The 20,626-nt window shown below is 70.3% G+C and carries 23 protein-coding genes; 9 read left to right on the top strand and 14 right to left on the bottom strand.

What is annotated here, in order from left to right; all coding sequences use genetic code 11:
• Positions 1-38: 38 nt before the first annotated feature.
• Positions 39-2,507, bottom strand: a complete 2,469-nt coding sequence (gyrB, locus tag BM360_RS14715; RefSeq protein ID WP_093315780.1) for a DNA topoisomerase (ATP-hydrolyzing) subunit B — start codon at positions 2,505-2,507, stop codon at positions 39-41.
• 77 nt (positions 2,508-2,584) lie between these two features.
• Positions 2,585-3,331 carry an OmpA family protein gene (locus BM360_RS14710; RefSeq protein WP_093315779.1) on the bottom strand — a complete coding sequence of 249 codons (747 nt, stop codon included), beginning with the start codon at positions 3,329-3,331 and terminating at the stop codon, positions 2,585-2,587.
• Between the two features lie 172 nt (positions 3,332-3,503).
• On the opposite strand from BM360_RS14710, the gene BM360_RS14705 reads away from it, so the two are divergent.
• The 4 genes from BM360_RS14705 (at position 3,504) to BM360_RS14690 (ending at position 6,705) form a co-directional block, all read left to right on the top strand.
• A complete protein-coding gene (locus BM360_RS14705; RefSeq protein ID WP_093315778.1) occupies positions 3,504-4,109 on the top strand; it encodes a LolA family protein in 606 nt (201 codons plus the stop codon).
• Positions 4,110-4,358: 249 nt separating this feature from the next.
• Entirely contained in the window at positions 4,359-5,153 is a 795-nt protein-coding gene (locus tag BM360_RS14700; protein WP_093315777.1) for an exodeoxyribonuclease III, read from the top strand.
• A complete protein-coding gene (gene ribA, locus BM360_RS14695) occupies positions 5,150-6,211 on the top strand; it encodes a GTP cyclohydrolase II (RefSeq protein ID WP_093315776.1) in 1,062 nt (353 codons plus the stop codon). Before BM360_RS14700 ends, ribA begins: the two co-directional genes overlap by 4 nt.
• Positions 6,211-6,705 (top strand): L,D-transpeptidase family protein, encoded by a 495-nt coding sequence (locus tag BM360_RS14690; protein ID WP_423228917.1) that lies wholly within the window; start codon positions 6,211-6,213, stop codon positions 6,703-6,705. Before ribA ends, BM360_RS14690 begins: the two co-directional genes overlap by 1 nt.
• On the opposite strand, the gene BM360_RS14685 is transcribed toward BM360_RS14690, so the two are convergent.
• The 9 genes from BM360_RS14685 to BM360_RS14645 form a co-directional block, all read right to left on the bottom strand.
• Positions 6,702-7,403 carry a DUF899 family protein gene (locus BM360_RS14685; protein ID WP_093315774.1) on the bottom strand — a complete coding sequence of 234 codons (702 nt, stop codon included), beginning with the start codon at positions 7,401-7,403 and terminating at the stop codon, positions 6,702-6,704. The two genes, BM360_RS14690 and BM360_RS14685, sit on opposite strands and share 4 nt — an antisense overlap.
• A 41-nt stretch (positions 7,404-7,444) precedes the next feature.
• Positions 7,445-8,110, bottom strand: coding sequence for a TerC family protein (locus tag BM360_RS14680; protein ID WP_093315773.1), 666 nt, complete (start codon positions 8,108-8,110; stop codon positions 7,445-7,447).
• 58 nt (positions 8,111-8,168) lie between these two features.
• Positions 8,169-8,669: a flavin reductase family protein gene (locus BM360_RS14675; protein ID WP_093315772.1), complete on the bottom strand. Its 501-nt coding sequence runs from the start codon at positions 8,667-8,669 to the stop codon at positions 8,169-8,171.
• Positions 8,670-8,691: 22 nt separating this feature from the next.
• Positions 8,692-9,984, bottom strand: coding sequence for a histidinol dehydrogenase (gene hisD / locus BM360_RS14670; protein ID WP_093315771.1), 1,293 nt, complete (start codon positions 9,982-9,984; stop codon positions 8,692-8,694).
• On the bottom strand, positions 9,981-10,646 hold the full coding sequence (gene hisG, locus BM360_RS14665) for an ATP phosphoribosyltransferase (protein ID WP_093316073.1): 666 nt from the start codon (positions 10,644-10,646) through the stop codon (positions 9,981-9,983). Before hisG ends, hisD begins: the two co-directional genes overlap by 4 nt.
• 102 nt (positions 10,647-10,748) lie before the next feature.
• Positions 10,749-11,309: a TMEM165/GDT1 family protein gene (locus BM360_RS14660; RefSeq protein ID WP_093315770.1), complete on the bottom strand. Its 561-nt coding sequence runs from the start codon at positions 11,307-11,309 to the stop codon at positions 10,749-10,751.
• Positions 11,310-11,605: 296 nt separating this feature from the next.
• A complete protein-coding gene (locus BM360_RS14655) occupies positions 11,606-12,103 on the bottom strand; it encodes a Dps family protein (protein ID WP_093315769.1) in 498 nt (165 codons plus the stop codon).
• Positions 12,104-12,205: 102 nt separating this feature from the next.
• Positions 12,206-12,772 carry a TMEM165/GDT1 family protein gene (locus BM360_RS14650; protein ID WP_093315768.1) on the bottom strand — a complete coding sequence of 189 codons (567 nt, stop codon included), beginning with the start codon at positions 12,770-12,772 and terminating at the stop codon, positions 12,206-12,208.
• A gap of 4 nt (positions 12,773-12,776) precedes the next feature.
• Positions 12,777-13,103, bottom strand: a complete 327-nt coding sequence (locus BM360_RS14645; RefSeq protein WP_093315767.1) for a hypothetical protein — start codon at positions 13,101-13,103, stop codon at positions 12,777-12,779.
• A gap of 97 nt (positions 13,104-13,200) precedes the next feature.
• Here BM360_RS14645 and BM360_RS14640 point away from each other — a divergent pair, with 97 nt between their 5' ends.
• Genes BM360_RS14640 through BM360_RS19635 form a run of 5 tightly spaced genes read left to right on the top strand, consistent with a single transcriptional unit; the run spans position 13,201 to position 18,268 of the window.
• A complete protein-coding gene (locus BM360_RS14640; RefSeq protein ID WP_093315766.1) occupies positions 13,201-15,411 on the top strand; it encodes a xanthine dehydrogenase family protein molybdopterin-binding subunit in 2,211 nt (736 codons plus the stop codon).
• A 27-nt stretch (positions 15,412-15,438) separates the two neighbouring features.
• Entirely contained in the window at positions 15,439-16,446 is a 1,008-nt protein-coding gene (hemH, locus tag BM360_RS14635; RefSeq protein WP_093315765.1) for a ferrochelatase, read from the top strand.
• A gap of 36 nt (positions 16,447-16,482) precedes the next feature.
• Positions 16,483-17,205 (top strand): acetoacetyl-CoA reductase, encoded by a 723-nt coding sequence (gene phbB / locus BM360_RS14630; RefSeq protein ID WP_093316072.1) that lies wholly within the window; start codon positions 16,483-16,485, stop codon positions 17,203-17,205.
• Positions 17,206-17,215: 10 nt separating this feature from the next.
• A complete protein-coding gene (locus tag BM360_RS14625) occupies positions 17,216-17,452 on the top strand; it encodes a ribbon-helix-helix domain-containing protein (protein ID WP_093315764.1) in 237 nt (78 codons plus the stop codon).
• Between the two features lie 57 nt (positions 17,453-17,509).
• On the top strand, positions 17,510-18,268 hold the full coding sequence (locus BM360_RS19635) for an energy transducer TonB (RefSeq protein WP_093315763.1): 759 nt from the start codon (positions 17,510-17,512) through the stop codon (positions 18,266-18,268).
• A gap of 10 nt (positions 18,269-18,278) precedes the next feature.
• Here the strand turns inward: BM360_RS19635 and BM360_RS14615 are convergent, their stop codons facing one another.
• The 3 genes from BM360_RS14615 to BM360_RS14605 are packed head-to-tail and all read right to left on the bottom strand — an operon-like array spanning position 18,279 to position 20,619.
• A complete protein-coding gene (locus tag BM360_RS14615; RefSeq protein ID WP_093315762.1) occupies positions 18,279-19,034 on the bottom strand; it encodes an SDR family NAD(P)-dependent oxidoreductase in 756 nt (251 codons plus the stop codon).
• Positions 19,031-19,447, bottom strand: a complete 417-nt coding sequence (locus BM360_RS14610) for a VOC family protein (RefSeq protein WP_093315761.1) — start codon at positions 19,445-19,447, stop codon at positions 19,031-19,033. The genes BM360_RS14615 and BM360_RS14610 overlap by 4 nt, the downstream gene beginning before the upstream one ends.
• Positions 19,448-19,458: 11 nt before the next feature.
• Complete coding sequence (locus BM360_RS14605; protein WP_093315760.1) at positions 19,459-20,619, bottom strand: MBL fold metallo-hydrolase; 1,161 nt, start codon at positions 20,617-20,619, stop codon at positions 19,459-19,461.
• Between the last annotated feature and the right edge of the window lie 7 nt (positions 20,620-20,626).

Genomic DNA, 20,626 nt, shown 5'->3' with positions numbered 1-20,626 from the left:
GCGCCGGCCCTCCCCGAGCGGGAGAGCCGGCGTCCGGGTCACACGTCGAGATTGGCGACCGACAGCGCGTTTTCCTGGATGAACTCGCGCCGCGGCTCGACCACGTCGCCCATCAGCCGCGAGAAGATCTCGTCGGCGACATCGGCCTGCGCGACCTCGACCTGCAGCATCGAGCGCTCGTCGGGGTTGAGCGTGGTTTCCCACAGCTGCTCGGCGTTCATCTCGCCCAGCCCCTTGTAGCGGGCGATGGCGACGCCCTTGCGCCCGGCGGCGAGCACCGCGTCGAGCAGGGCAGTGGGGCGATGGACGCGGACCACCTTAGCGTCATCGGCGGGCTCGTCACCCTCGGCGGGGGCAGCCTTGCTGACGGGCAGCAGGCGGACGACCTGCGCATAGGTGTCGAGCTGCTCGGCGGCGAGGGCGTGCAGCTTGCGCGCCTCGGCCGAGCCGATGAAGGCGGCGTCGAGAACATAATGATCGGTGACGCCGCGCCAGTGGCGATGGAAGACATAGCCGCCATCCTCCGCCAGCTCACCCGACCAGCGCGCCTCCGTATCCGAGCGGCCAAGCCATTCGGCGGCGCGCGCCGCAGCGGCGGCATGATCGCCCGCGGGATCGAAGCCGCTGTTCAGCGCCAGCGCCTCGACCAGCAAAGGATCGTAGCGGCCGGGGACAAAGCCCATCAGCGTGCGCACGCGCCGCGCATGATCGATCAGCGATCGCAGCTCCCCCGCGCCGCGGGCGGTGCCCTCGGCCTCGAGCGTCAGCATCTGCACGCCATTGTCGATCAGGTAATCGTCGAGCTCGGCATTGTCCTTCAGGTAGCGCTCGGTGCGCGACTTGGTCGCTTTGTAGAGCGGCGGCTGCGCGATGTAGAGGTGGCCGCGATCGATGATCTCGCGCATGTGGCGGTAGAAGAAGGTCAGCAGCAGCGTGCGGATGTGCGCGCCGTCCACGTCGGCGTCCGTCATGATGACGATCTTGTGATAGCGCAGCTTGTCGATGTTGAACTCGTCGCGGATCGACGTGCCCATCGCCTGGATGAGCGTGCCGACCTCCTTGGAGGACAGCATCCGGTCGATCCGGCTCCGCTCCGTGTTCAGGATCTTGCCCTTCAGAGGCAGGATCGCCTGGAAATGGCGGTCACGGCCCTGCTTGGCGGAGCCGCCGGCCGAATCACCCTCGACAATGAACAGTTCGGACTTGGCGGGATCGCGCTCCTGACAGTCGGCGAGCTTGCCGGGCAGCGAGGCGATGTCCATCGCACCCTTGCGGCGCGTCAGCTCACGCGCGCGCTTGGCCGCCTCGCGCGCGGCGGCGGCGTCGATGATCTTCTGCACGATCATGCGCGCGTGGTTGGGATTTTCCTCCAGCCATTCGGCCAGCTTGTCCGCCATCAGCGATTCGAGCGGCGCGCGCACCTCGGACGAGACGAGCTTGTCCTTGGTCTGCGAGCTGAACTTCGGATCGGGCAGCTTGACCGAGACGATCGCGGTCAGCCCCTCGCGCATGTCCTCGCCAGCCAGCGTCACCTTCTCCTTCTTCAGGAGACCGGACTTCTCGGCATAGGCGTTGAGCGTGCGGGTGAGCGCGGCGCGGAAGGCCGCCATGTGCGTGCCGCCATCCCGCTGGGGGATGTTGTTGGTGAACGCCAGCACCTGCTCGTAATAGCTGTCATTCCATTCCAGCGCGACGTCGATGCCGACATCGTCGCGCTGGCCGTTGATCGCCACGGGATCGGGCATCAGCGGCGTCTTGGCGCGATCGAGATATTTGACGAAGGCGGCGATCCCGCCCTCGTAGAACAACTCCACCTCGCGCCGCTCGGCATGCCGCTCGTCCGCGAGGATCAGGCGGACGCCCGAATTGAGGAAGGCCAGCTCGCGGAAACGATGTTCGAGCTTGTCGAAATCGAACTCGACGATCTTGAACGTCTCGGGGCTGGGCAGGAAGGTGACGCGCGTCCCCTTCTTGGCGCCAGCGGGGCCGACCACCTTCAGCGGCGCCTCGGCATCGCCGCGGCGGAAGCGCATGAAATGCTCCTCGCCGTCACGCCAGATGGTGAGATCGAGCCAGTCGCTCAGCGCGTTGACCACCGACACGCCGACGCCGTGCAGGCCACCCGACACCTTGTAGGCATTGCTGTCGTTGGTGTTGTCGAACTTACCGCCGGCATGCAGCTGGGTCATGATGACCTCGGCGGCGGAAACGCCCTCCTCCGGGTGGATGCCCGTCGGGATGCCGCGGCCATTATCCTCGACCGACGCGCTGCCGTCGGGGTTGAGCGTGATCAGGATGCGGTCGCAATGGCCGGCCAGTGCCTCGTCGATGGCGTTGTCCGAAACCTCGAACACCATGTGGTGGAGGCCCGAGCCGTCGTCGGTGTCGCCGATATACATGCCCGGACGCTTGCGGACCGCGTCGAGGCCCTTCAGCACCTTGATCGAGGAGGCGCCGTAATCGTTCGCGGCGGGCGTGGCGGGATCGTTCGCAGTCGGTTCGCTCATGCCGATTATATAGGGAATCGGGCGCGGAACCCCAAGCAAAATGGGCAGGCAGGCGCATGGCCCGCCTGCCTGGTGGCTCAGCCGCGGAAGGCGTCGGCGCGCTGGCCGAGCAGCGTCACCTCGACGCGGCGGTTCTGGCGCATGCCGGCGGCATTGGTGTTGGGCGCGATCGGCTGCGCCTCGCCGCGCCCCTCGACGCGGAAGCGCGCGCGGGTGACGCCCATCGCGTCGAAGGCGGCGCGGACGCTGTCGGCGCGGCGCAGCGACAGCGCCTTGTTGTGAGCGGCGGTGCCGCGCGAATCGGTGTGGCCGGCGATCAGCACGCGCACGCCCGGATTGTCGCGGAGATAGGCGGCGAGCGGGCGCAGGCGATCGAGCGCGCCCGGGCGCAGATCGGCGCTATCGGTGCGGAACAGCACCTCGTCCTGCATCGTCATCACCGCACCCTCGCGGCCCTGGCGGAAGCCGTAGCCGCGCATCGCCGCCCGGTCCCATCCGCCGCGCGGCGGCGCGACGCGATCGCCCGGCGCAAGGCCGCGCCGATCCCAGTCGAAGCCGCCGCGATCGGCACCGGCCAGTTCGATGAAGGCGCGATTGGCGGCGTCCGCCTCCCGCGGGGAGATCAGGCGATCGCCATTGGCATCGAAGTTGCGCGCGACAAAGGCACGGCCGCGTGGATGGTTGCGCAGCTCAGGCAGCAGCACGGGCACGCCGCGGCCGGCGAGGCGGACGGGCGGTCCGTCCCCGCGCAAGTCCCAGCGCTGCGCCGTCGCGGGCGCGGCGAGCGTTGCGGCGATGAGGAGCAAGGGAGTTGCGCGCATCATGGTTCTCCTGAATCGTTCTGCCCGCCCGCTGCCCCGCTCTTGCGGGGGGCGGCTTGAACGCTCGATGAGGCGGATCGTCAGCCGCGGTTCAGCCGTTCGGCGACGCAATTCAGCGCGGGTTCAACGCTTCGCCGATAGGGGAAGCGGGAACCCCCACTCCAGGAGTGTGCCCATGTTTCGAGCGATCGCGCTCGCGCCCATCGCCCTCGTCGCCGCGGCCCCTCTGGCGGCCGCACCTGCCCCGCTCGACCAGGTGTCGCAGCATCTGCGCGCGGTCACCTCGATGACGGCGAACTTCACCCAGACCGATCGCACCGGCAAGGCGCTGACCGGCACGCTCAGCCTCAAGCGGCCGGGCAAGGTGCGCTTCCAGTACCAGCCGGGCGTGCCGCTGCTGATCGTCGGCGATGGATCGCGGCTGACGATGATCGACTATTCGGTGAAGCAGGTGTCGAGCTGGCCGGTCGGCGGATCGCCGCTGGGCGTGCTGCTCGACCCCTCCAAGGATCTGACCCGATTCGCCAAGGTGGTGCCGGGCGCGCCGGACGAGCTGCTGGTCGAGGCGCGCGATCCCAAGCACCCCGAATTCGGCGTGACGACGCTCGCCTTCCAGCGCAATGCGGGGGCGCCCGCGGGCCTCTCCCTCCAGGGCTGGATCACGCGCGACGCGCAAGGGAATCGCAGCTCGGTGATGCTGACCAATCAGCGGTTCAACGTGCCGGTGAGCGACGGAACGTTCCGCTGGCGCGACCCGCGCCCGCGGGGCCGCACGGGTTGATCGAGGTGAACCGACCCGTTCATGCAGGGGCAAGCTAGGCGCCCCTATAAGGACTTCAGCGGCCAGGGAGGCCGCCCGGGATTTTCCCCCTGTTGCCCGGGCCTAGACCCTGACCCGCCTCGCGTGACGAACGCCAGGTCGGCCCTCGCACCATGCCCCCGGTGCGGGGGCCTTTCTGTTTGCGGCATCGCGGAGAGGCCCGCCGGGCAGTGGCAGGACCGCCCCGGCCACGCTACATCGCGCGGCGACATGGCCGACACGCTCAAGATCGTTTCCTGGAACATCAATTCGGTGCGTGCGCGCGCCGGCATCGTCGAACGTCTGCTGACGGAGGAATCGCCCGACATCCTCTGCCTGCAGGAGACCAAGGTGCATGACGACAGCTTCCCGCACGACATGTTCGAGCGGCTGGGCTATACGCACCGCGTGCTCAACGGGCAGCGCATGCACCACGGCGTTGCGACGCTCTCGCGCGTGCCGCTGGAGGAGGCGAGCCGGCACGACTGGCAGGACAATGGCGAGGCGCGGCATATCGGCGTGCGCCTTCCCGGCGGCCTGAGGCTGGAGAATGTCTACATCCCCGCCGGTGGCGACGTGCCCGACCGGACGGTGAACCCAAAATTCGGTCAGAAGCTCGACTTTCTCGAACGCATGATCCGCTGGTCGGAAGAGTTGCGCGAGCCAACTCTGCTGGTCGGCGATTTCAACGTCGCACCGCTGGAATGCGACGTGTGGAGCCACAAGCAGTTGCTCGACGTGGTCAGCCACACGCCGATCGAGGTGGAAACGCTCGGCCGGTTGCAGGCGGCGCATGGCTGGGTCGATCTCGGCCGGCACTTCCACCCCGCGCCCAAGCGGCTGCATACGTGGTGGAGCTATCGCTCGCCCGACTGGACGGTGAATGATCGCGGGCGGCGGCTGGATCATATGTGGGCGAGCCCCGCCGTCGCCGCGCAGGCGACCGATCACCGCGTGCTGGAGCCGTGCCGCAACTGGCTGAAACCGTCCGATCACGTGCCGCTCGTCACCGAGTTCGCCTTTTGAGCGGGGATGCGCGGGTCGCGGCGCGGGGCGTGGATGCGCTGCGGCGCGGCTGGCCCGTCGCGGTGCGCGGGCCATCTGCCACGCTGGCGCTGCTCGCCGTCGAGACGGCGGATGCCGGCCGGCTGGCGGCGTTCGATCCGGAGGCGCGCGCGGGCGTGCTGCTGTCCGCCGGGCGCGCGGCGACGCTGAAGCTGGCGAACCAGGTGGATGCGGCGGTGCCCGATTCGCCCGTGCTGGTAGAGCGCGCGCCGTGGCTGGATTTCGACGCCGCCTTCGCGCTGGCGGACCCGGCACGCGATCTCGCGACGCCGCTGAAAGGGCCCTATCGCGCGGTGCCCGACCCCGATCCGGTCGCGGCGGCGGCGGCGCTCAGGCTGGCGCGGGTCGCGGGCCTGCTGCCCGCCTTCTTCGTCGGCGATGCGGTGGTCGAGGTGACGCTGACGCCCGAGGACATCGACGCACACGAGGATCCCGCCCGGCTGCTGCTCGCGACGCGCGCGCGGCTGCCGGTGGCGGGTGCGGAGACGGCCGAGATCGTCGCCTTCCGTGCGCCGGCAGGCGGGGACACGCATGTCGCGTTGCTGATCGGCACGCCCGACGGCCGCCCCCCGCTCGTCCGCCTGCACAGCGAGTGCCTGACGGGCGATGTGCTGGGCAGCCTGAAATGCGATTGCGGGCCGCAGCTCAACGCCGCGATCCATGGCATGGCGGCGGCGGGCTGGGGCATCCTGCTCTATCTCAGGCAGGAAGGCCGCGGCATCGGGCTGGTCAACAAGCTGCGCGCTTATGCGCTGCAGGACCAGGGATACGACACGGTCGATGCCAATACGCGGCTCGGCTTCGCGGTGGATGCGCGCGACTTCAAGGTGGCGGCGCGGATGCTGGCGCTGCTCGGCCAACGCGAGGTGCGGCTGATGACCAACAACCCGGCCAAGGCGGCGGCGCTGGGTGCGGCGGGCGTGACCGTAGTCGAACGCGTGCCGCACAAGGCGGGTGAGAATCCGCACAACGAACAGTATCTGGTCACCAAGCGCGACCGCACCGGGCACCAGCTGTGATCCTGCGCGCGGCGGCGGGTCGGCTGACCGGGCCGGGCGTCGACTTGCCGTGCGCGATCGGACGGAGCGGCACCGTGGCGGCGGAGGCGAAGCGCGAGGGCGACGGCAGCAGCCCGATGGGGCGCTGGCCGATCCGCGCCGTGCTGCTGCGGCCCGACAGGGTGACGGTGCCGGCGGGCATGACCTTGCCATGGCGCTGGATCGGGCGGGCAGACGGCTGGTCCGACGATCCCGCCGACCCCGCCTATAACCGCCCGGTGCGCCACCCGCATGGGCACTCCGCCGAGCGGCTGTGGCGCGAGGACGGGCTTTACGACGTGATCGTCGTGCTGGGGCACAATGACGCGCCGCCGGTGCCGGGCGCGGGCAGCGCGATCTTCCTGCATTGCTGGCGCGATGGCGCGACGACCGAAGGGTGCGTCGCGGTGGAGCGGGATGCGCTGCTGGCGCTGCTGCCGCGGCTCAGCCCGGGCGACGCAGTGGAGATCGCCTAGTCGTCGAGCGTCGGATACCAGTCCGGCCGGCGGCCTTCGGGCGTGAGATCGAGCAGGGTCCAGAGCGGCTGGAAGTCGGCCTGGCCGCGGGGATCCTGGCCGGGATCGGGCAGTGCCATCTCGTCCGCCCAGAACAGGCGGATCGTGCCGCCCGCGCGGGTGAAGACGGCGAGCCCGGGATTGTCCATGTCGTCGGGGCCGACCGCCTGGAGGTCGGCGACGAAACGGCCGTCGAGATCGGCGAAGAGGGGCAGGTTGCGCCAGCCGCGCTCTGCGGCAAAGGCCTGCATGTCGGCAGCGGACGTGCGCCGGGCGACGACGGCAGGCGCGAAATTGCGGCGCATCGACGGGATCGACTGGTCCCACGCCGCGATCGTCGAGGTGCACATCGGGCAGGGGCGGGTGCGGCCGCCCTGGGGCGCGAACATCATCACGTAGACGACCAGCGTGTCATGATCCCCGAAAAGGCCGGCGAGGTTCGTCTCACCGCCCGGACCCTCGAAGCGGTAGCGATCCTCGAACACGGGGCCGGGCGGCAGCGCGCGGCGCTGCGCGGCGACCGCCTCACGCGTGCGGCGGAGGCGATATTCCTCGGCAAGCAGCGCGGTGCGGGCCGCGCGATAGGCCTCGCTCTCGCCTGGCCAGCGGACCGGCGTCCGCGCTGCCATTGGCTCGACTGGTTCCAGCGCATCGCTCATTCGCCCGCTCCCTCAAGCCATGACGACGTCGACGCAGGCGATCAGAACAGGGTCAGCAGCCCCGTATCGTGCGCGACGAGGCCTTCGTAGATCATCTTGCCCGCGACGTAGACGATCACCGCGAGACCGACATAGGCGATCCAGCGATAGCGCTCGATATAGCGGGCGATCAGATTGGCGGCGACGCCCATCAGGATCACCGACAGGAGCAGGCCGATCATCAGGATGCCGGGATGCTCGCGCGCGGCACCGGCGACCGCCAGCACATTGTCGAGGCTCATGCTGACATCGGCGACCGCGACCGCCCAGGCGGCGGCGGCGAAGCTGCGCGCCGGCTTCACGCCCGCACCCTCGTCGCCCTCGATTTCGGGCGATCCGCCGCCCTGGCCGTGCGACAGTTCGCGCCACATCTTCCACGCCACCCAGAGCAGCAGCAGCCCGCCGGCAAAGACCAGCCCGACGACCTGAAGCAACTGGGTGACGATCAGCGCGAAGATGACGCGCAGCACCAGCGCGGCAAGGATGCCGATGAGAATGACCTGCTTGCGCTGCTTGGTCGGCAGGCCTGCCGCCAGCGCACCGACGACGATGGCGTTGTCGCCCGCCAGCATCACGTCGATCATCAGCACCTGGAGGAAGGCGGCGAGTTGCGCCGGCTGCCCGATGTTGGTGAAATCCGCGACGATGTGCTGCCAGAGTTCGGTCATGCACCGGGCTTAAACGCTCTTGCGCCATGCGCAAGGTCCGAGGCGGCCACGTCCCCGCTCAGGCGAGCGGGCCGAGCGCGGCGAACCCCCCTTCCAGCCAGCCGAGCGGTGCATCGCCGACGCTCGTGCGCACATCCTCGACATTGCCGATGAACAGCTCGTGCGTGCCGTGGATCAAAGTCGTCTGTACACGGCAGAAGATGTTGGCGCAGGCGGCGGGCAGGAAGGGCAGGCCGTCATGCGTCTGCCAGCCCTCATCGGCGAATCGCTGCGCGCGCATGTCGGTGCTCGAAAAGAGCGTGACGAGCGCGGTCTGCTGCGTGCTGAGCAGGTTGATGCAGAAGCGGCCCGACCGCTCGATCGCGCTGTGCGCGCTGGCGTTGCGGTTGATCGCGACCAGCATCGAGGGCGGTGCCATCGAGACCGGGATCACCGCGGACGCAGCGAGGCCGGCGGGCTCGCCACCCTCCGGATCGAGCGTGGTGATCAGCGCGACGGCGGCCGGCATCCGCCGCATCGCTGCCTTCAGCCCGGTTGCGATCTCCGCCTCGTCCGCCATCGCCTGCTCCTGTCTGACCCGCCTAGCGCCCGCCGAGCCGGATGGCGACCGATGCGGCGTGGGCAGGAAGCCCTTCGGCCTCCGCCAGCGCGACCGCTGCCGGGCCGATCCGATCGAGAGCGGCGGCATCGAGCGCGATGAAGCTGGTGCGCTTCATGAAATCGAGCACCGACAGGCCCGAGGCGAACCGCGCGCGACGACCCGTCGGCAAGACGTGGTTCGGCCCGGCGACATAATCGCCGACCGCCTCGGGCGTGTGACGGCCGAGGAAGACCGAGCCGGCATGGCGGACCCGGGCGAACAGCGTGTCGGGATCGTCGATGGCGAGCTGGAGATGCTCGGGCGCAAGCCGGTCAATCAGCGGGATCGCATGGTCAAGCGTCGGCAGGATCAGGATGGCGCCGTTCGCCGCCCAGCTTTCGCGCGCGGTGGCGCCGGTGCGGAGGACGTTCAGCTGATCCTCGACCGCCTCGGCGACGGCATCGGCGAAGGTGGCATCGTCGGTCAGCAGGATCGACTGGCTGGTCGGGTCATGCTCGGCCTGGCTGAGCAGATCGGCGGCCGTCCAGCGCGGATCGTTGGCGGCATCGGCCACGACGACGATCTCGGATGGCCCCGCGACCATATCGATGCCGACCACGCCGTAGAGCTGGCGCTTCGCCTCCGCCACCCAGGCATTGCCGGGGCCGACCACCACGTCGGTGCGCGCGATCCGGCCGGTGCCCCAGGCGAGCGCGGCGATGGCCTGCGCGCCGCCGACGCGCCACACCTCGTCAACGCCGGCAATCTCGGCGGCGGCGAGGACGAGCGGGTTCGTCTCGCCCCCCGGCGTCGGCGTGACCATCGCCAGCCGCCCGACGCCCGCCACCTTGGCGGGAATGGCGTTCATCAGCACGGAGGAGGGATAGGCCGCGCGGCCGCCCGGCACGTAGAGGCCCGCCGCATCCACCGCCCGCCAGCGCGCACCGAGGCGGACGCCCGCCGCGTCCGTCCGCTCGCCATCCTCGGGCTTCTGGCGGGCGTGGTAGTCGGCGATGCGGGACGCGGCGAGTTCGAGCGCGTCGCGCAGATCAGGGGCGAGCGACTCGAGCGCGGCGCGGCGCTCGGCGCGCGGCACCTGCCAGCCGGTGACATCGAGATCGTGGCGATCGAAGCGGAGCGTCAGCTCATGCAGCGCCGCGTCGCCCTCCGCCTTCACGCGGGCGACGATGGCGGCGACGGCCTGCGCGACATCCTCATCCGCCTCGCGCCGCGCGTCGACCAGCGCGGAAAAGGCGTCGGCAAAGCCGGGATCGCGTGCGTCGAGCCGGATCATGCCGCGCGCGCCCCATCCGTCAGGCGGCGAAAGCCCTCCACGAGAGGCGCGATGACGGCGGCACGCGTCTTGAACGCGGCGCGGTTGACGATCAAGCGGGCGGAAACCTCCGCGATCACCTCCACCTCGACGAGGCCGTTCTCCTTCAGGGTGCGGCCGGAGGAGACGAGATCGACGATGCGGTCGGCGAGGCCGAGGACGGGCGCAATCTCCATCGCGCCGTTCAGCTTGACGCATTCCGCCTGCACGCCGCGCGCCTCGAAATGCGCCCGAGTGATGCCGGGATATTTGGTCGCGACGCGGACGTGGCTCCACTCGCGCGGATCGTCCGCCGCCGCCATCGCAGCCGGCTCCGCCACCGAGATGCGGCAATGGCCGATGTCGAGATCGACGGGCGCGTAAAGCTCCGGATAGTCGAATTCATCGAGCACGTCGGAGCCGACGATGCCGACCTGCGCGGCGCCGTGCGCGACGAAGGTGGCGACATCGAACGCGCGCACGCGGATCAGGCTGATGTCCGCCCGGTTGGTAGCAAAGCGGAGCGCGCGCGAGTCGGGATCGGCAAAGGCAGGCTCGGGCTCGATGCCGAGCGCGGCGAAGAGCGGCAGCACCTCGCCGAGGATCCGCCCCTTGGGCACTGCGAAGACGATCGGGTCAGCCATGATCTGCGAGGCCTTAGAGCGGTTTCCACCTTCGTGGAACCGCTCACGGCTTTTGATGGTCTCGGTCGACGAACCGGCAGGCAAGCCTGCCTTGCGACCGCTTCATGCGAACAGCGCGATGAGCGCCACCAGCCCGAGGATGGCGAACAGCCCCGCCGCCACCATGCGGACGATGTTCAGCGGCACGACCCGCGTGATCCGCTCCCCCAGCCACACGGCGGGCATGTTGGCCAGCATCATGCCGATGGTGGTGCCCGCGGCGACGAGCGCGACCGAGCCGTAGCGAGCGCCGAGCGCGACGGTGGCGACCTGCGTCTTGTCGCCGATCTCGACGAGGAAGAAGGCGATCAGCGTGGTGACGAAGGCACCGCGGCCCGGCTTGGTGGTGAGGTCGTCCGCCTTGTCGGGGACGAGCGTCCACGCCGCCATGGCGAGGAAGCCGAGTGCCACCGCCAGGCGGAACCAGAAGCCGTTCAGCAGCCCGGCGACGGCGACACCCGCCCATGCGGCGAGCGCGTGATTGGCGATGGTGGCGAGCAGGATGCCTGCGACGATCGGCCAGGGCCGGCGGAAGCGGCTGGCCAGCAGGATGGCGAGCAGCTGCGTCTTGTCGCCCATCTCGGCAAGCGCGACGACGAGCGTGGAGGCGAACAGCGGTTCCATGGGCGAGCGATCCGGGCCGGGCGGCAGAGACAGGACGACGCCGCACCCCTCCGCCCGGCATGACGGGAGGTGTGGCGCCATCGGTCTCGCTGGAGGGCGTTCAGATCCCTCGATCCGCACCGCGGGCTCTCACCCGAGTATGTCGATACGGAACACGGTGCGCTGGAGGCACCGCCGGCTACTCCCCGGATGACGGGGGAGAGTTAGGCGGCACGGTCGGCTGAGTCAAACCGCGGACATGCGAACGGCGCGGCCTGCCGCTGGCAAGCCGCGCCGTCCTTCAACTTCGCGTCGGATCAGCCGGCGCGGCTGGCCTCGAACAGGAACCAGGCCCGCTCCTCGGCCTGATCGGTCCATTCGTCGACGATGCCGGACGTGGCATTGTCGCCCGCGGATTCGGCGGCTTCCTTAACCTCGCGGAAGGCCTCGACGAGCTTCAGATTGTCGTCGCGCAGCTCGCTCAGCATGTCGGTGGGGCTGACGAAATCGGCGTCATTGTCGCGGATCTGCTGACGGCGGGCGATGTCGCCGATCGAGCGGAGCGTGGTGTTGCCGGTCTTGCGCACGCGCTCGGCAATCACGTCGGTGGTGCCGAGGATCTGCGTCGCCTGATCGTCGAGCATCAGGTGATAATCGCGGAAGTGCGGGCCGGAGACGTGCCAGTGGAAGTTCTTGGTTTTGATATAGAGCGCATAGCTGTCCGCCAGCGCCTGGTTCAGCGTGTCGGCAACGGAGCGGGTGGCGTTGGACGCCAGATCCGTCGGGGTGGCGAGCTTCTCGGGCGCGTCGGCCATGATTGGGGGACTCCTTCGTGTCGGTCGGCGGGCGGAACGATCCGATCGCTTTTTGGTCGCAGAACGGTCCGATGAAATTGGGCGATCAGGCTGAACGCGCGATCAGATCAGCCGCAATGTTGCCAGCGACAGAACGATCCCGACAAGGAGAAACAGTGCGGCGCCGCAACGACGCAGCATGGTGAGCGGCCAGCGCCGCGGAAATGCCGCACCAAGCAGCAAGGCGGGCAGCAGACTGACAATGGCCCCCAGCGTGCCCCCGACCGCGGCGAGCAGCGGCACCTCTGCGCGGGCGGCAAGCGCGAAGATCAGGAACTGCGTGCGATCGCCGAACCCCTGCACGAAGGTGGCGACCAGGGTGGCGGCAAACGGACCCAGCCGCTGATACAGCTGCACCTTGAGCGTGCCCGGCGCGAACAGCATCGCGCCGCCCGCGGCGAGCAGCGCCAGCGCGGACATAAGCAGGGCGGCGCGGTAGGAGACGAGTGCGGCAGCGCCGGCGCCGGCCGCCGCGGACAGCGCAGCGTTGAGCGCGATCCCCGCGACCAGCCCGAGCGCGACGGGCCCGCTCCGCCCGAATCGGGCAAGCGCGGCGAGCACCAGCAATTGCGTGGCGCTGCCCTGTTCCGCGATCAGCGCGGCAAGGAAGCTGGAAAGGAGTGCGTCCACCCGGTCAGGCGAGGCGGACGGATGCGGCGGCGAGCAGCGCCTCGCCCGCGGCCGCGCCCTGGCCGGCGCAGCCGAGCGCGTCCTCCATCAGGTCGATATAGATGCGCACGGGCGCGGCGCGGCCATCCTTGGCCAGCGCATCGCCCAGCGCACCGGCAAGCCGCGCGAGTGCGGCAAAGCCACCCGCCGCCGCCTGCACGCGCAGCCGATCGGTGCGGTGGCACAGTTCCCCGACGGACAGGAGCGCACAATCGCGACCGAGCTGATGGATGCGGGCGGCCAGCTCCGTCGGCGCGCCTTGCTCCGCCTCGATCCGCATCACCGTCGCCATCGCCCGTCTCCCCTCGTCGCCCTTGTGGCACGGCCGGCTTTCAGCCCGGTTAAGGACATCCGCTTGATCGCCGCCCGCCATGGTCTAGACGGACAGGATGACAACAGGCCTTACCCGCCGCAGGCTTCTGATCGGCGGCGGCGCGGGGCTTGGCCTGCTGGTCGGCTTTGCGGCGCTGCCGCGGCGTGCGCCGCCGAACCTCGTCGCCGCCGTCGGCGAGCATGTGCTCGACCCGTTTCTGAAGATCGGCGAGGACGGGCATGTCACCGTCATCGTCGGCCAGGCGGAGATGGGGCAGGGCGTGTGGACGTCGCTGCCGCAGATCCTGGCGGATGCGCTGGGGGCGGATTGGCGGACGGTGGGCGTCGAGACCGCGCCGATCCACCCGGCTTATGCGAACGAGCTGATCGTCGGCGATGCCGCCGCCGCGCGCGCGCCGGCGATGCTGGACGGACTGGCGCGATCGATCGGCGGTGCGGTGGCGCGGCAGGGGCCGCTGATGCTGACGGGCGGTTCCACCTCGATCCGCGCGTTCGAGGCGAAATACCGCCATGCCGGCGCGGTGGCGCGGGCGCTGCTGTGCATGGCGGCGGCAGAGCGCTGGGGCGTGGCCTGGGAGGCGTGCGATACCGAGGCGGGCTTCGTCACCCGCGGCACCGACCGGCTGCGCTTCGGCGAGCTGGCGGCGAAGGCGGCGACGCTGACCCCGCCCGACGATCCGCCGCCGCGGGGACGGCGACCGGACGGGTTGGTCGGCAAATCGGTGCCGCGGCTGGATCTGCCGGCGAAGGTGGACGGATCGATCCGATTCGCCGCCGACGTGCGGTTGCCCGACATGGTGTTCGCCGCGATCCGGCAGGGGCCGCTGGGCGACAGCGTGGTCACCGGCTTCGACACCGCCAAGGCCTTTGCCGTGCCGCACTTGCTGGCAGTGATCGACCGGCCGGGCTGGGTCGCGGCGGTGGCGACCAACACGTGGGCGGCGGAGCGGGCGCTGGAGGCCATGGGGATCGCCTTCACCAGCCGCGCCGCGCGGCCGAGCCAGGCGACGATCGATGCGGCGCTGGAGCAGGCGCTGGCGACGGGCGCGGGCGGGCGCTTCGCCGAAGCGGGCGGCCTGGGTGAGGTGTTCCGCGGCCGGGAGGTGATCACCGCGCGCTATGCCGTGCCGTTCGCTGCGCATGCACCGATCGAGCCGCTGGTCGCCACTGCGCGTTTTTCCGGTGATCGGCTGGAGGTTTGGGCGCCGGTGCAGGCGCAGGTGGCGGCGCGCGATGCCGCGGCGCGGGCGATCGGCCTGTCGCCTGTGCAGGTGACGCTTTATCCGATGCCGATCGGCGGCGGCTTCGGCCGCAAGGCGGAGACGGACGCGGTGGAGCAGGTGGCGGTGCTGGCGGCCAAGCTGAAGCGGCCGGTGCAGCTCTGCTGGTCGCGCGAGGAGGAGACGCGGGCGGCGCGCAATCGGCCGCCCGCCCGCGCGGCGATGGCGGCGCGGCTGGCGCCGGACGGGCGCATCCTCGGCTGGCAGGCGCGGATCGCGGCGCCCTCCACCATGGGCGAGATGATGGTGCGGGGCGGCACGCGCGGCATGGGCGGCGCCGGAGAGGCGGAGGCCGCCGCGGTGGAGGGCGCGCGGCCGCCTTATGCCATCCCTGCGCTGGCGGTGGATCACCTGCCTGTCGATCTGGGCGTGCCGACGGGGATGTGGCGCTCGGTCGCGCACAGCTACACCGCCTTCTTCACCGAAAGCTTCGTCGATGAGCTGGCGGCGCTCGGCGGCCAGGATCCGTTCGGCTACCGCGTGCAGATGCTTGGCGGCCAGCCGCGACTGGCGCGCTGCCTGACGGGCGTCGCGGCGCTGGGCGGCTGGCAGGGGCCGGGCAACGGGCAGGGCCTCGCGCTGCATGCCGGCTTCGGCAGCTATGCCGCGGTGCTGGCGGAGGCACGGATTGCGGACGGGCGGGTGCGGGTGGACCGGCTGGCGGCAACGGTGGATGTCGGGCGCGTGATCCATCCGGAGATCGTCCGCCAGCAGGTGGAAAGCGGATTGATCTGGGGGCTGGCGGCGGCGCTGGGCGGCGCGATCACCTATGCGGACGGCTTGCCCGAGCAGACGAGCTTCGCCGACCTCGGCCTGCCGGTGCTGGCGGATACGCCCGAGATCCTCGTGGAGATCGTCGCGAGCGATGCGGCACCGGGCGGCGTCGGGGAACTCGCGGTGCCGCCGGTCGCGCCGGCCATCGCCAACGCGCTGGCGGCCGGCGGGCGGCGGATGCGAACCCTGCCTTTGCGCAGCGATGGCGCTTGACGCCATCGTCGGGCAAGGAGCGGGCGCATGACACCGCCTTCCGATCATCCCAACATCCCGCGTCCGCGTGTCGGCGTGCTGCTGGTCAACCTCGGGACGCCCGATGCGGCGGAGCCCGCTGCGGTGCGCCGCTACCTCGCCGAATTCCTCTCCGACCGGCGCGTGGTGGAGATCCCGCAGATCGTCTGGCAGCCGATCCTGCGCGGCGTGATCCTGCGCACGCGGCCGAAAAAATCCGCGCATGCCTACAAGCAGGTGTGGAGCGAGGCAGGATCGCCGCTAGCCGCGATCACCCGCGCGCAGGCGCAGGCACTGCAGGGTGCGTTCGGGCCGGACGTGATCGTCGATCATGCCATGCGCTACGGCAATCCCGCAATCGGCGAGCGGCTGGCGGCGCTGAAGGCCGAGGGGTGCGAGCGCATCCTGCTGGCGCCGCTCTATCCGCAATATTGCGCGGCGACGACGGCGACGGCGAACGATGCCGCCTTTCTCGCGCTCGCCGGCATGCGCTGGCAACCGGCGCTGCGCACGCTGCCGCCCTATCATGACGATCCCGCCTATATCGCGGCGCTGGCGGCGAGCGTGCAAAAGTCGCTGAGCACGCTGGAGCAGGCGCCGGACGCGATCCTCGCCAGCTTCCACGGCATGCCCGCGCGCACGCTGGCGCTGGGCGACCCCTATCACTGTCATTGCCAGAAGACCGCGCGATTGCTGTCGGAGGCGCTGGGGCGGGAGCTGATCGTCACCTTTCAGTCGCGCTTCGGCCGGGCGAAATGGCTGGAGCCGGCGACCGACACGGTGCTGGCCGGCCTGCCCGCCAGGGGCGTGCGCCGCGTCGCCATCGTCGCGCCCGGCTTCGCCGCCGACTGCCTGGAGACGCTGGAGGAGCTGGCGATCCGCGGACGCGAGACGTTCCTGGCGGCAGGCGGCGAGCGGTTCGATTACCTGCCCTGCCTCAACGACGGCGAGGCGGGCATTGCAATGTTACGAACCATCCTTGGGCGCGAGCTTGAAGGCTGGATCGGTGCGGCATAAGGCTTGTCGGACAAGTTTACAGCGGGAGAGGCGATGATGGCGCGCGTAGCGATCGTGACGGGCGGAACCCGTGGTATCGGCGAGGCGATCAGCACCGCGCTGAAGGCGGTGGGATGCACCGTCGCGGCCAATTATGCCGGCAACGAGGCGCGGGCACAGGCCTTTACCGAGCGGACGGGCATCCGCGCCTTCAAGTGGGACGTGGCCGATCATGAAGCTTGCGCGGCCGGCGTCGCCGCGGTGGAGGCGGAGCTCGGCCCCGTCGACATCGTCGTCAACAATGCCGGCATCACGCGCGACGGCACGCTGCTGCGCATGGACTACCAGGCGTGGAAGGACGTGATCGACACGAATCTCGGCGGCTGCTTCAACATGGCCAAGGCGACCTTCGCCGGCATGAAAGGGCGCGGCTGGGGCCGGTTCGTCAACATCGGCTCGATCAACGGGCAGGCGGGCCAATATGGCCAGGTCAATTATGCCGCCGCCAAGTCGGGCATCCATGGCTTCACCAAGGCGCTGGCGCAGGAAGGCGCGAAGTTCGGCATCACGGTGAACGCGATCGCGCCCGGCTATATCGATACCGACATGGTCGCCGCGGTGCCGCAGGACGTGCTGACCAAGATCGTCGCCAAGATCCCCGTCGGCCGGCTGGGCGAGGCGGAGGAGATCGCCCGCGGCGTCGTGTTCCTGTGCGGCGAGGAAGCCGGCTTCGTCACCGGATCGACGCTGTCGATCAACGGCGGCCAGCACATGTATTGAGGCGGGCGCGGTGGCGGGTCCGGTAAAACGATCGGTGACGATCGCCGGCCACGCCACGTCGCTCAGCCTCGAACCCATCTTCTGGACGGCGCTGGAGGAAGCGGCGGCGACTGACGGGCTGCCGCTGTCGGCGCTGGTCGCGCGGATCGACGCGGTGCGGGTGCAGGCGCAGGACGCTGCCAATCTCGCCAGCGCGATCCGGGTGTGGCTGTTCGAGCGGGCGCGGGCTGCGGCGAATTGCGATTGATTCGCATTACCTGTTCGATTAGCGAGATCGCTGAGACCGTTCAAAGAGGGTTCAGCGATGGCGACGGCATTTGCACGGGCCGAGCATCCGGACGCCGACCGGCGACAGCCGGCGTTGCGGCTGGTCGTCACGCCACCCGCGCCGCCTGCCCGTTATGGTGAGCGCTCCGGCCCGAACCTGATCGCGCTGGCCGCCATCGCGGCGCTGCACGTTCTCTTGATCTTCGTGCTCATCAAGTTGGACGTGATCCCCGTCAGCAAGCCGAAATATAGCGAGCTGAAGGTGATCGAGCTGGCGGAGGATGTGCCGCCGCCGCCGCTGGAGGCCGCGCCGCCGCCCCCGCCCGAGGCGCCGCCCCCGCCCGAGGCGCCGCAGCCGCCCGCCCCTGCGGTGACCGCGGTCGTCGCGCCGCCCCGCATCGTCGATGCGCCGGTCGCCTCCACCCCCGTCGTCAGCGTGCCCGCGCCGACGCCCGTCGTGGCGGAGACGCCCGCACCGGCCGCGCCCGCGCCTGCCGCTGTGATCGCAGCGCCGATCGTGCCGCCGAACGGGTCGGCCAAGAGCCTGAACAATCCATCGCCGCGTTACCCCACCGAGTCGCGCCGCAAGAAGGAGCAGGGCACCGTTCGCCTGCGGGTCGTCATCACGACGGACGGCCGGGTGAAGGAGATTGCCGTGGCGCGCACCAGCGGGTTCGACCGGCTGGACGAGGCGGCGCTGGATACGGTGCGGCGCTGGCGCTTCCTGCCCGGCACGCAAGCGGGCGAGCCGGTGGAAGCGGTCGGCTATCTCAACATCCCGTTCCAGCTGAGCTGAACGGGCGCGCTCAGCGGCGGCCCGGGCGATCCACCTGGAAGCCGGCGAAGCTCTGATCGACCGGCATCAATTCCAGTGCATTGATGTTGAGGTGCGGCGGCAGCGTCGCCACCCAGAAGATCGTCTCGGCGATGTCGTCGCCGGTCATCGGCGTCATGTCCGCATAGAAGGCGTCGGACGCGGCCTGATCGCCCGTGCGGACGGTGGTGAACTCGGTCTCGACCATGCCCGGTTCGATCGAGGTGACGCGCACGCCCGTTCCGTGCAGATCGGAGCGCAGGCCGAGCGAGAATTGGCGGACGAACGCCTTGGTGCCGCCATAGACGTTGCCGCCACGATACGGGTACGTCGCCGCCACCGAGGACAGGTTGACGATGGCGCCGCGCCGCTCGATCAGCATCGGCAACAGCCGGCGCGTGAGCGTGACGAGGGCGGTGACGTTGGTCGCGATCATCCGCTCCCACCCGTCGAGATCGGCTTCCTGCGCCACCGCCGTGCCGAGCGCGAGGCCGGCATTGTTGACCAGCAGATCGATGCCCGCAAACGGCGCAGGCAGTGCGGCGATGGCGGCCTCCATCGCCGGCCGGTCCGCCACGTCGAAGGCGGCGATGTGGACGCGCTCTGCCCCCAACTCGTCCTGCAGAGCGCGCAGCCGATCCTCGCGCCGCCCCGTCGCGACGACGCGCCAGCCACCCTCGACGAAGCGGCGCGCGGCTGCCAGCCCGATGCCGGCGGTGGCGCCGGTGATGAAGGCGGTGCGGCTCATTTCGCGAACAGCATCGCGTCGTCGGCAAACGCCTTGAATTCGAGCGCATTGCCCGCCGGATCACGGAAGAACATGGTCGCCTGCTCGCCTGTCTGGCCCTGGAAACGGATGTGCGGCGCGATGCCGAAATGCGTGCCCGCGGCCTCCAGCCGGTCGGCCAGTGCCTGCCAGTCGGCCATGGTCAGGACGATGCCGAAATGCGGCACGGGCACGTCATGGCCGTCGACCGGATTGGCCGCGGCATCGGTGCGGGCGGGCGCGAGGTGCGCGACGATCTGGTGGCCGTAGAGATCGAAATCGATCCACGTCTCGGCACTGCGCCCCTCGGGACAGCCGAGCACGCCGCCATAGAAAGCGCGCGCGGCGGCGAGATCGTCGACCGGAAAGGCGAGGTGGAAGGGCCTGAGCGTCATGGCCGTGCGCCTTAACGCCGCGCCGGCGCGGGCGCCAGCGGCGGCACCGCCCAGGGACGCCCGACCTCCAGCGTGCGGAAGCGATCCGCCGGCACGCCGCGCGCGCGCAGCGTCTGCGCGAGCAGCAGCGGCGGCGCGTCGATCGCCTCGTCCGACAGCTGGAACGTGCCCCAGTGGATGCCGAGCGCGTGGGCGGCGCCGACGCCGCGGAACACGTCCGCCGCCTCGACCGGGCTGATGTGGCTCGGCTGCATCATCTCGCGCGGCAGAAAGGCGCCGATCGGGATCAGGGCGAGGCGATAGGGGCCGTGGCGTGCCGCCTCCCGCACCCAGCTGCCGTCGCCCCAGCCGGTATCCCCGGCGAAGAACAGATTGCCCGCCGGCATCCGCACCGCGAAGCCTGCCCACAAGGCACGGTTGCGATCCGCGCCCCAGCGCGTGCTCCAGTGATGGACCCGCTCGACGATCACCTCGACGCCCGGCTTCACCGCAACGCGCCCGCCCCAGTCGTGCGCCTGCGCGGGGATGCCCGCCTTGCGCAGGATCGTGTCGTTGCCGAGGCCCGTGACGATCAGCGGCTTGTCCCGCTCCCACAGCGCCTTCAGCGTGGGGAGATCGAGATGATCCCAGTGGGCGTGGCTGATCAGGATGAGGTCGATCTTCGGCAGATCGTCCAGCCGGATGCCGGGCTCGCGCACGCGCTTCGGCCCGAAGACGAGCGGGCCGGTGCGCTCCGACCAGATCGGATCGGTGAGGATCGACACGCCGTTCGCCTGGACGAGCGCGGTGGCGTGGCCGATCCATGTCACCCACATGGCGAAAGGATCGACCTGGGCCGAGCAGCGCCCCCAATTCTCCACCACCGCGCCGCGCATCGGCGGGCAAGGCGTCGCCTCGGCCGGCGGATAGCCGCGCGGCACGGCGACCTTTTCGGGCCATGGCGCACGGCCCGAGCGGGCGAGGAAGCGGATGAGCCGGGCAGGCGAGAAGCGCGCGGCCGGCCGGCCGGGCGCGTCATCGGGATTGAAGAAGCGGGCGCCATCGAAATGGGCACTGACGGGGCCCTGATAATAGACGCGGTCGAGGAACGGCGGCACGCAGACCGCCGCGAGGCAGAGCCCGACGATGAGGAACAGCAACGCCGTCCCGAAGATCCGCACCGCCCGCCGCATCCAACCT

Origin of the sequence: Sphingomonas jatrophae (assembly GCF_900113315.1) — a bacterium.
Taxonomy (GTDB): Bacteria; Pseudomonadota; Alphaproteobacteria; order Sphingomonadales; family Sphingomonadaceae; genus Sphingomonas_P; species Sphingomonas_P jatrophae.
The sequence above is the reverse complement of the archived record's forward strand: the minus strand, read 5'-3'. Positions and strand labels throughout refer to the sequence as shown.

Bases quoted from the DNA above. Each gene is read 5' to 3' on its own strand.
- gyrB (WP_093315780.1), bottom strand. From the start codon at position 2,507: ATGAGCGAACCGACTGCGAACGATCCCGCCACGCCCGCCGCGAACGAT.
- BM360_RS14710 (WP_093315779.1), bottom strand. From the start codon at position 3,331: ATGATGCGCGCAACTCCCTTGCTCCTCATCGCCGCAACGCTCGCCGCG.
- BM360_RS14705 (WP_093315778.1), top strand. From the start codon at position 3,504: ATGTTTCGAGCGATCGCGCTCGCGCCCATCGCCCTCGTCGCCGCGGCC.
- BM360_RS14700 (WP_093315777.1), top strand. From the start codon at position 4,359: ATGGCCGACACGCTCAAGATCGTTTCCTGGAACATCAATTCGGTGCGT.
- BM360_RS14685 (WP_093315774.1), bottom strand. From the start codon at position 7,403: ATGAGCGATGCGCTGGAACCAGTCGAGCCAATGGCAGCGCGGACGCCG.
- BM360_RS14680 (WP_093315773.1), bottom strand. From the start codon at position 8,110: ATGACCGAACTCTGGCAGCACATCGTCGCGGATTTCACCAACATCGGG.
- BM360_RS14675 (WP_093315772.1), bottom strand. From the start codon at position 8,669: ATGGCGGACGAGGCGGAGATCGCAACCGGGCTGAAGGCAGCGATGCGG.
- hisD (WP_093315771.1), bottom strand. From the start codon at position 9,984: ATGATCCGGCTCGACGCACGCGATCCCGGCTTTGCCGACGCCTTTTCC.
- hisG (WP_093316073.1), bottom strand. From the start codon at position 10,646: ATGGCTGACCCGATCGTCTTCGCAGTGCCCAAGGGGCGGATCCTCGGC.
- BM360_RS14660 (WP_093315770.1), bottom strand. From the start codon at position 11,309: ATGGAACCGCTGTTCGCCTCCACGCTCGTCGTCGCGCTTGCCGAGATG.
- BM360_RS14655 (WP_093315769.1), bottom strand. From the start codon at position 12,103: ATGGCCGACGCGCCCGAGAAGCTCGCCACCCCGACGGATCTGGCGTCC.
- BM360_RS14645 (WP_093315767.1), bottom strand. From the start codon at position 13,103: ATGGCGACGGTGATGCGGATCGAGGCGGAGCAAGGCGCGCCGACGGAG.
- BM360_RS14640 (WP_093315766.1), top strand. From the start codon at position 13,201: ATGACAACAGGCCTTACCCGCCGCAGGCTTCTGATCGGCGGCGGCGCG.
- hemH (WP_093315765.1), top strand. From the start codon at position 15,439: ATGACACCGCCTTCCGATCATCCCAACATCCCGCGTCCGCGTGTCGGC.
- phbB (WP_093316072.1), top strand. From the start codon at position 16,483: ATGGCGCGCGTAGCGATCGTGACGGGCGGAACCCGTGGTATCGGCGAG.
- BM360_RS19635 (WP_093315763.1), top strand. From the start codon at position 17,510: ATGGCGACGGCATTTGCACGGGCCGAGCATCCGGACGCCGACCGGCGA.
- BM360_RS14615 (WP_093315762.1), bottom strand. From the start codon at position 19,034: ATGAGCCGCACCGCCTTCATCACCGGCGCCACCGCCGGCATCGGGCTG.
- BM360_RS14610 (WP_093315761.1), bottom strand. From the start codon at position 19,447: ATGACGCTCAGGCCCTTCCACCTCGCCTTTCCGGTCGACGATCTCGCC.
- BM360_RS14605 (WP_093315760.1), bottom strand. From the start codon at position 20,619: ATGCGGCGGGCGGTGCGGATCTTCGGGACGGCGTTGCTGTTCCTCATC.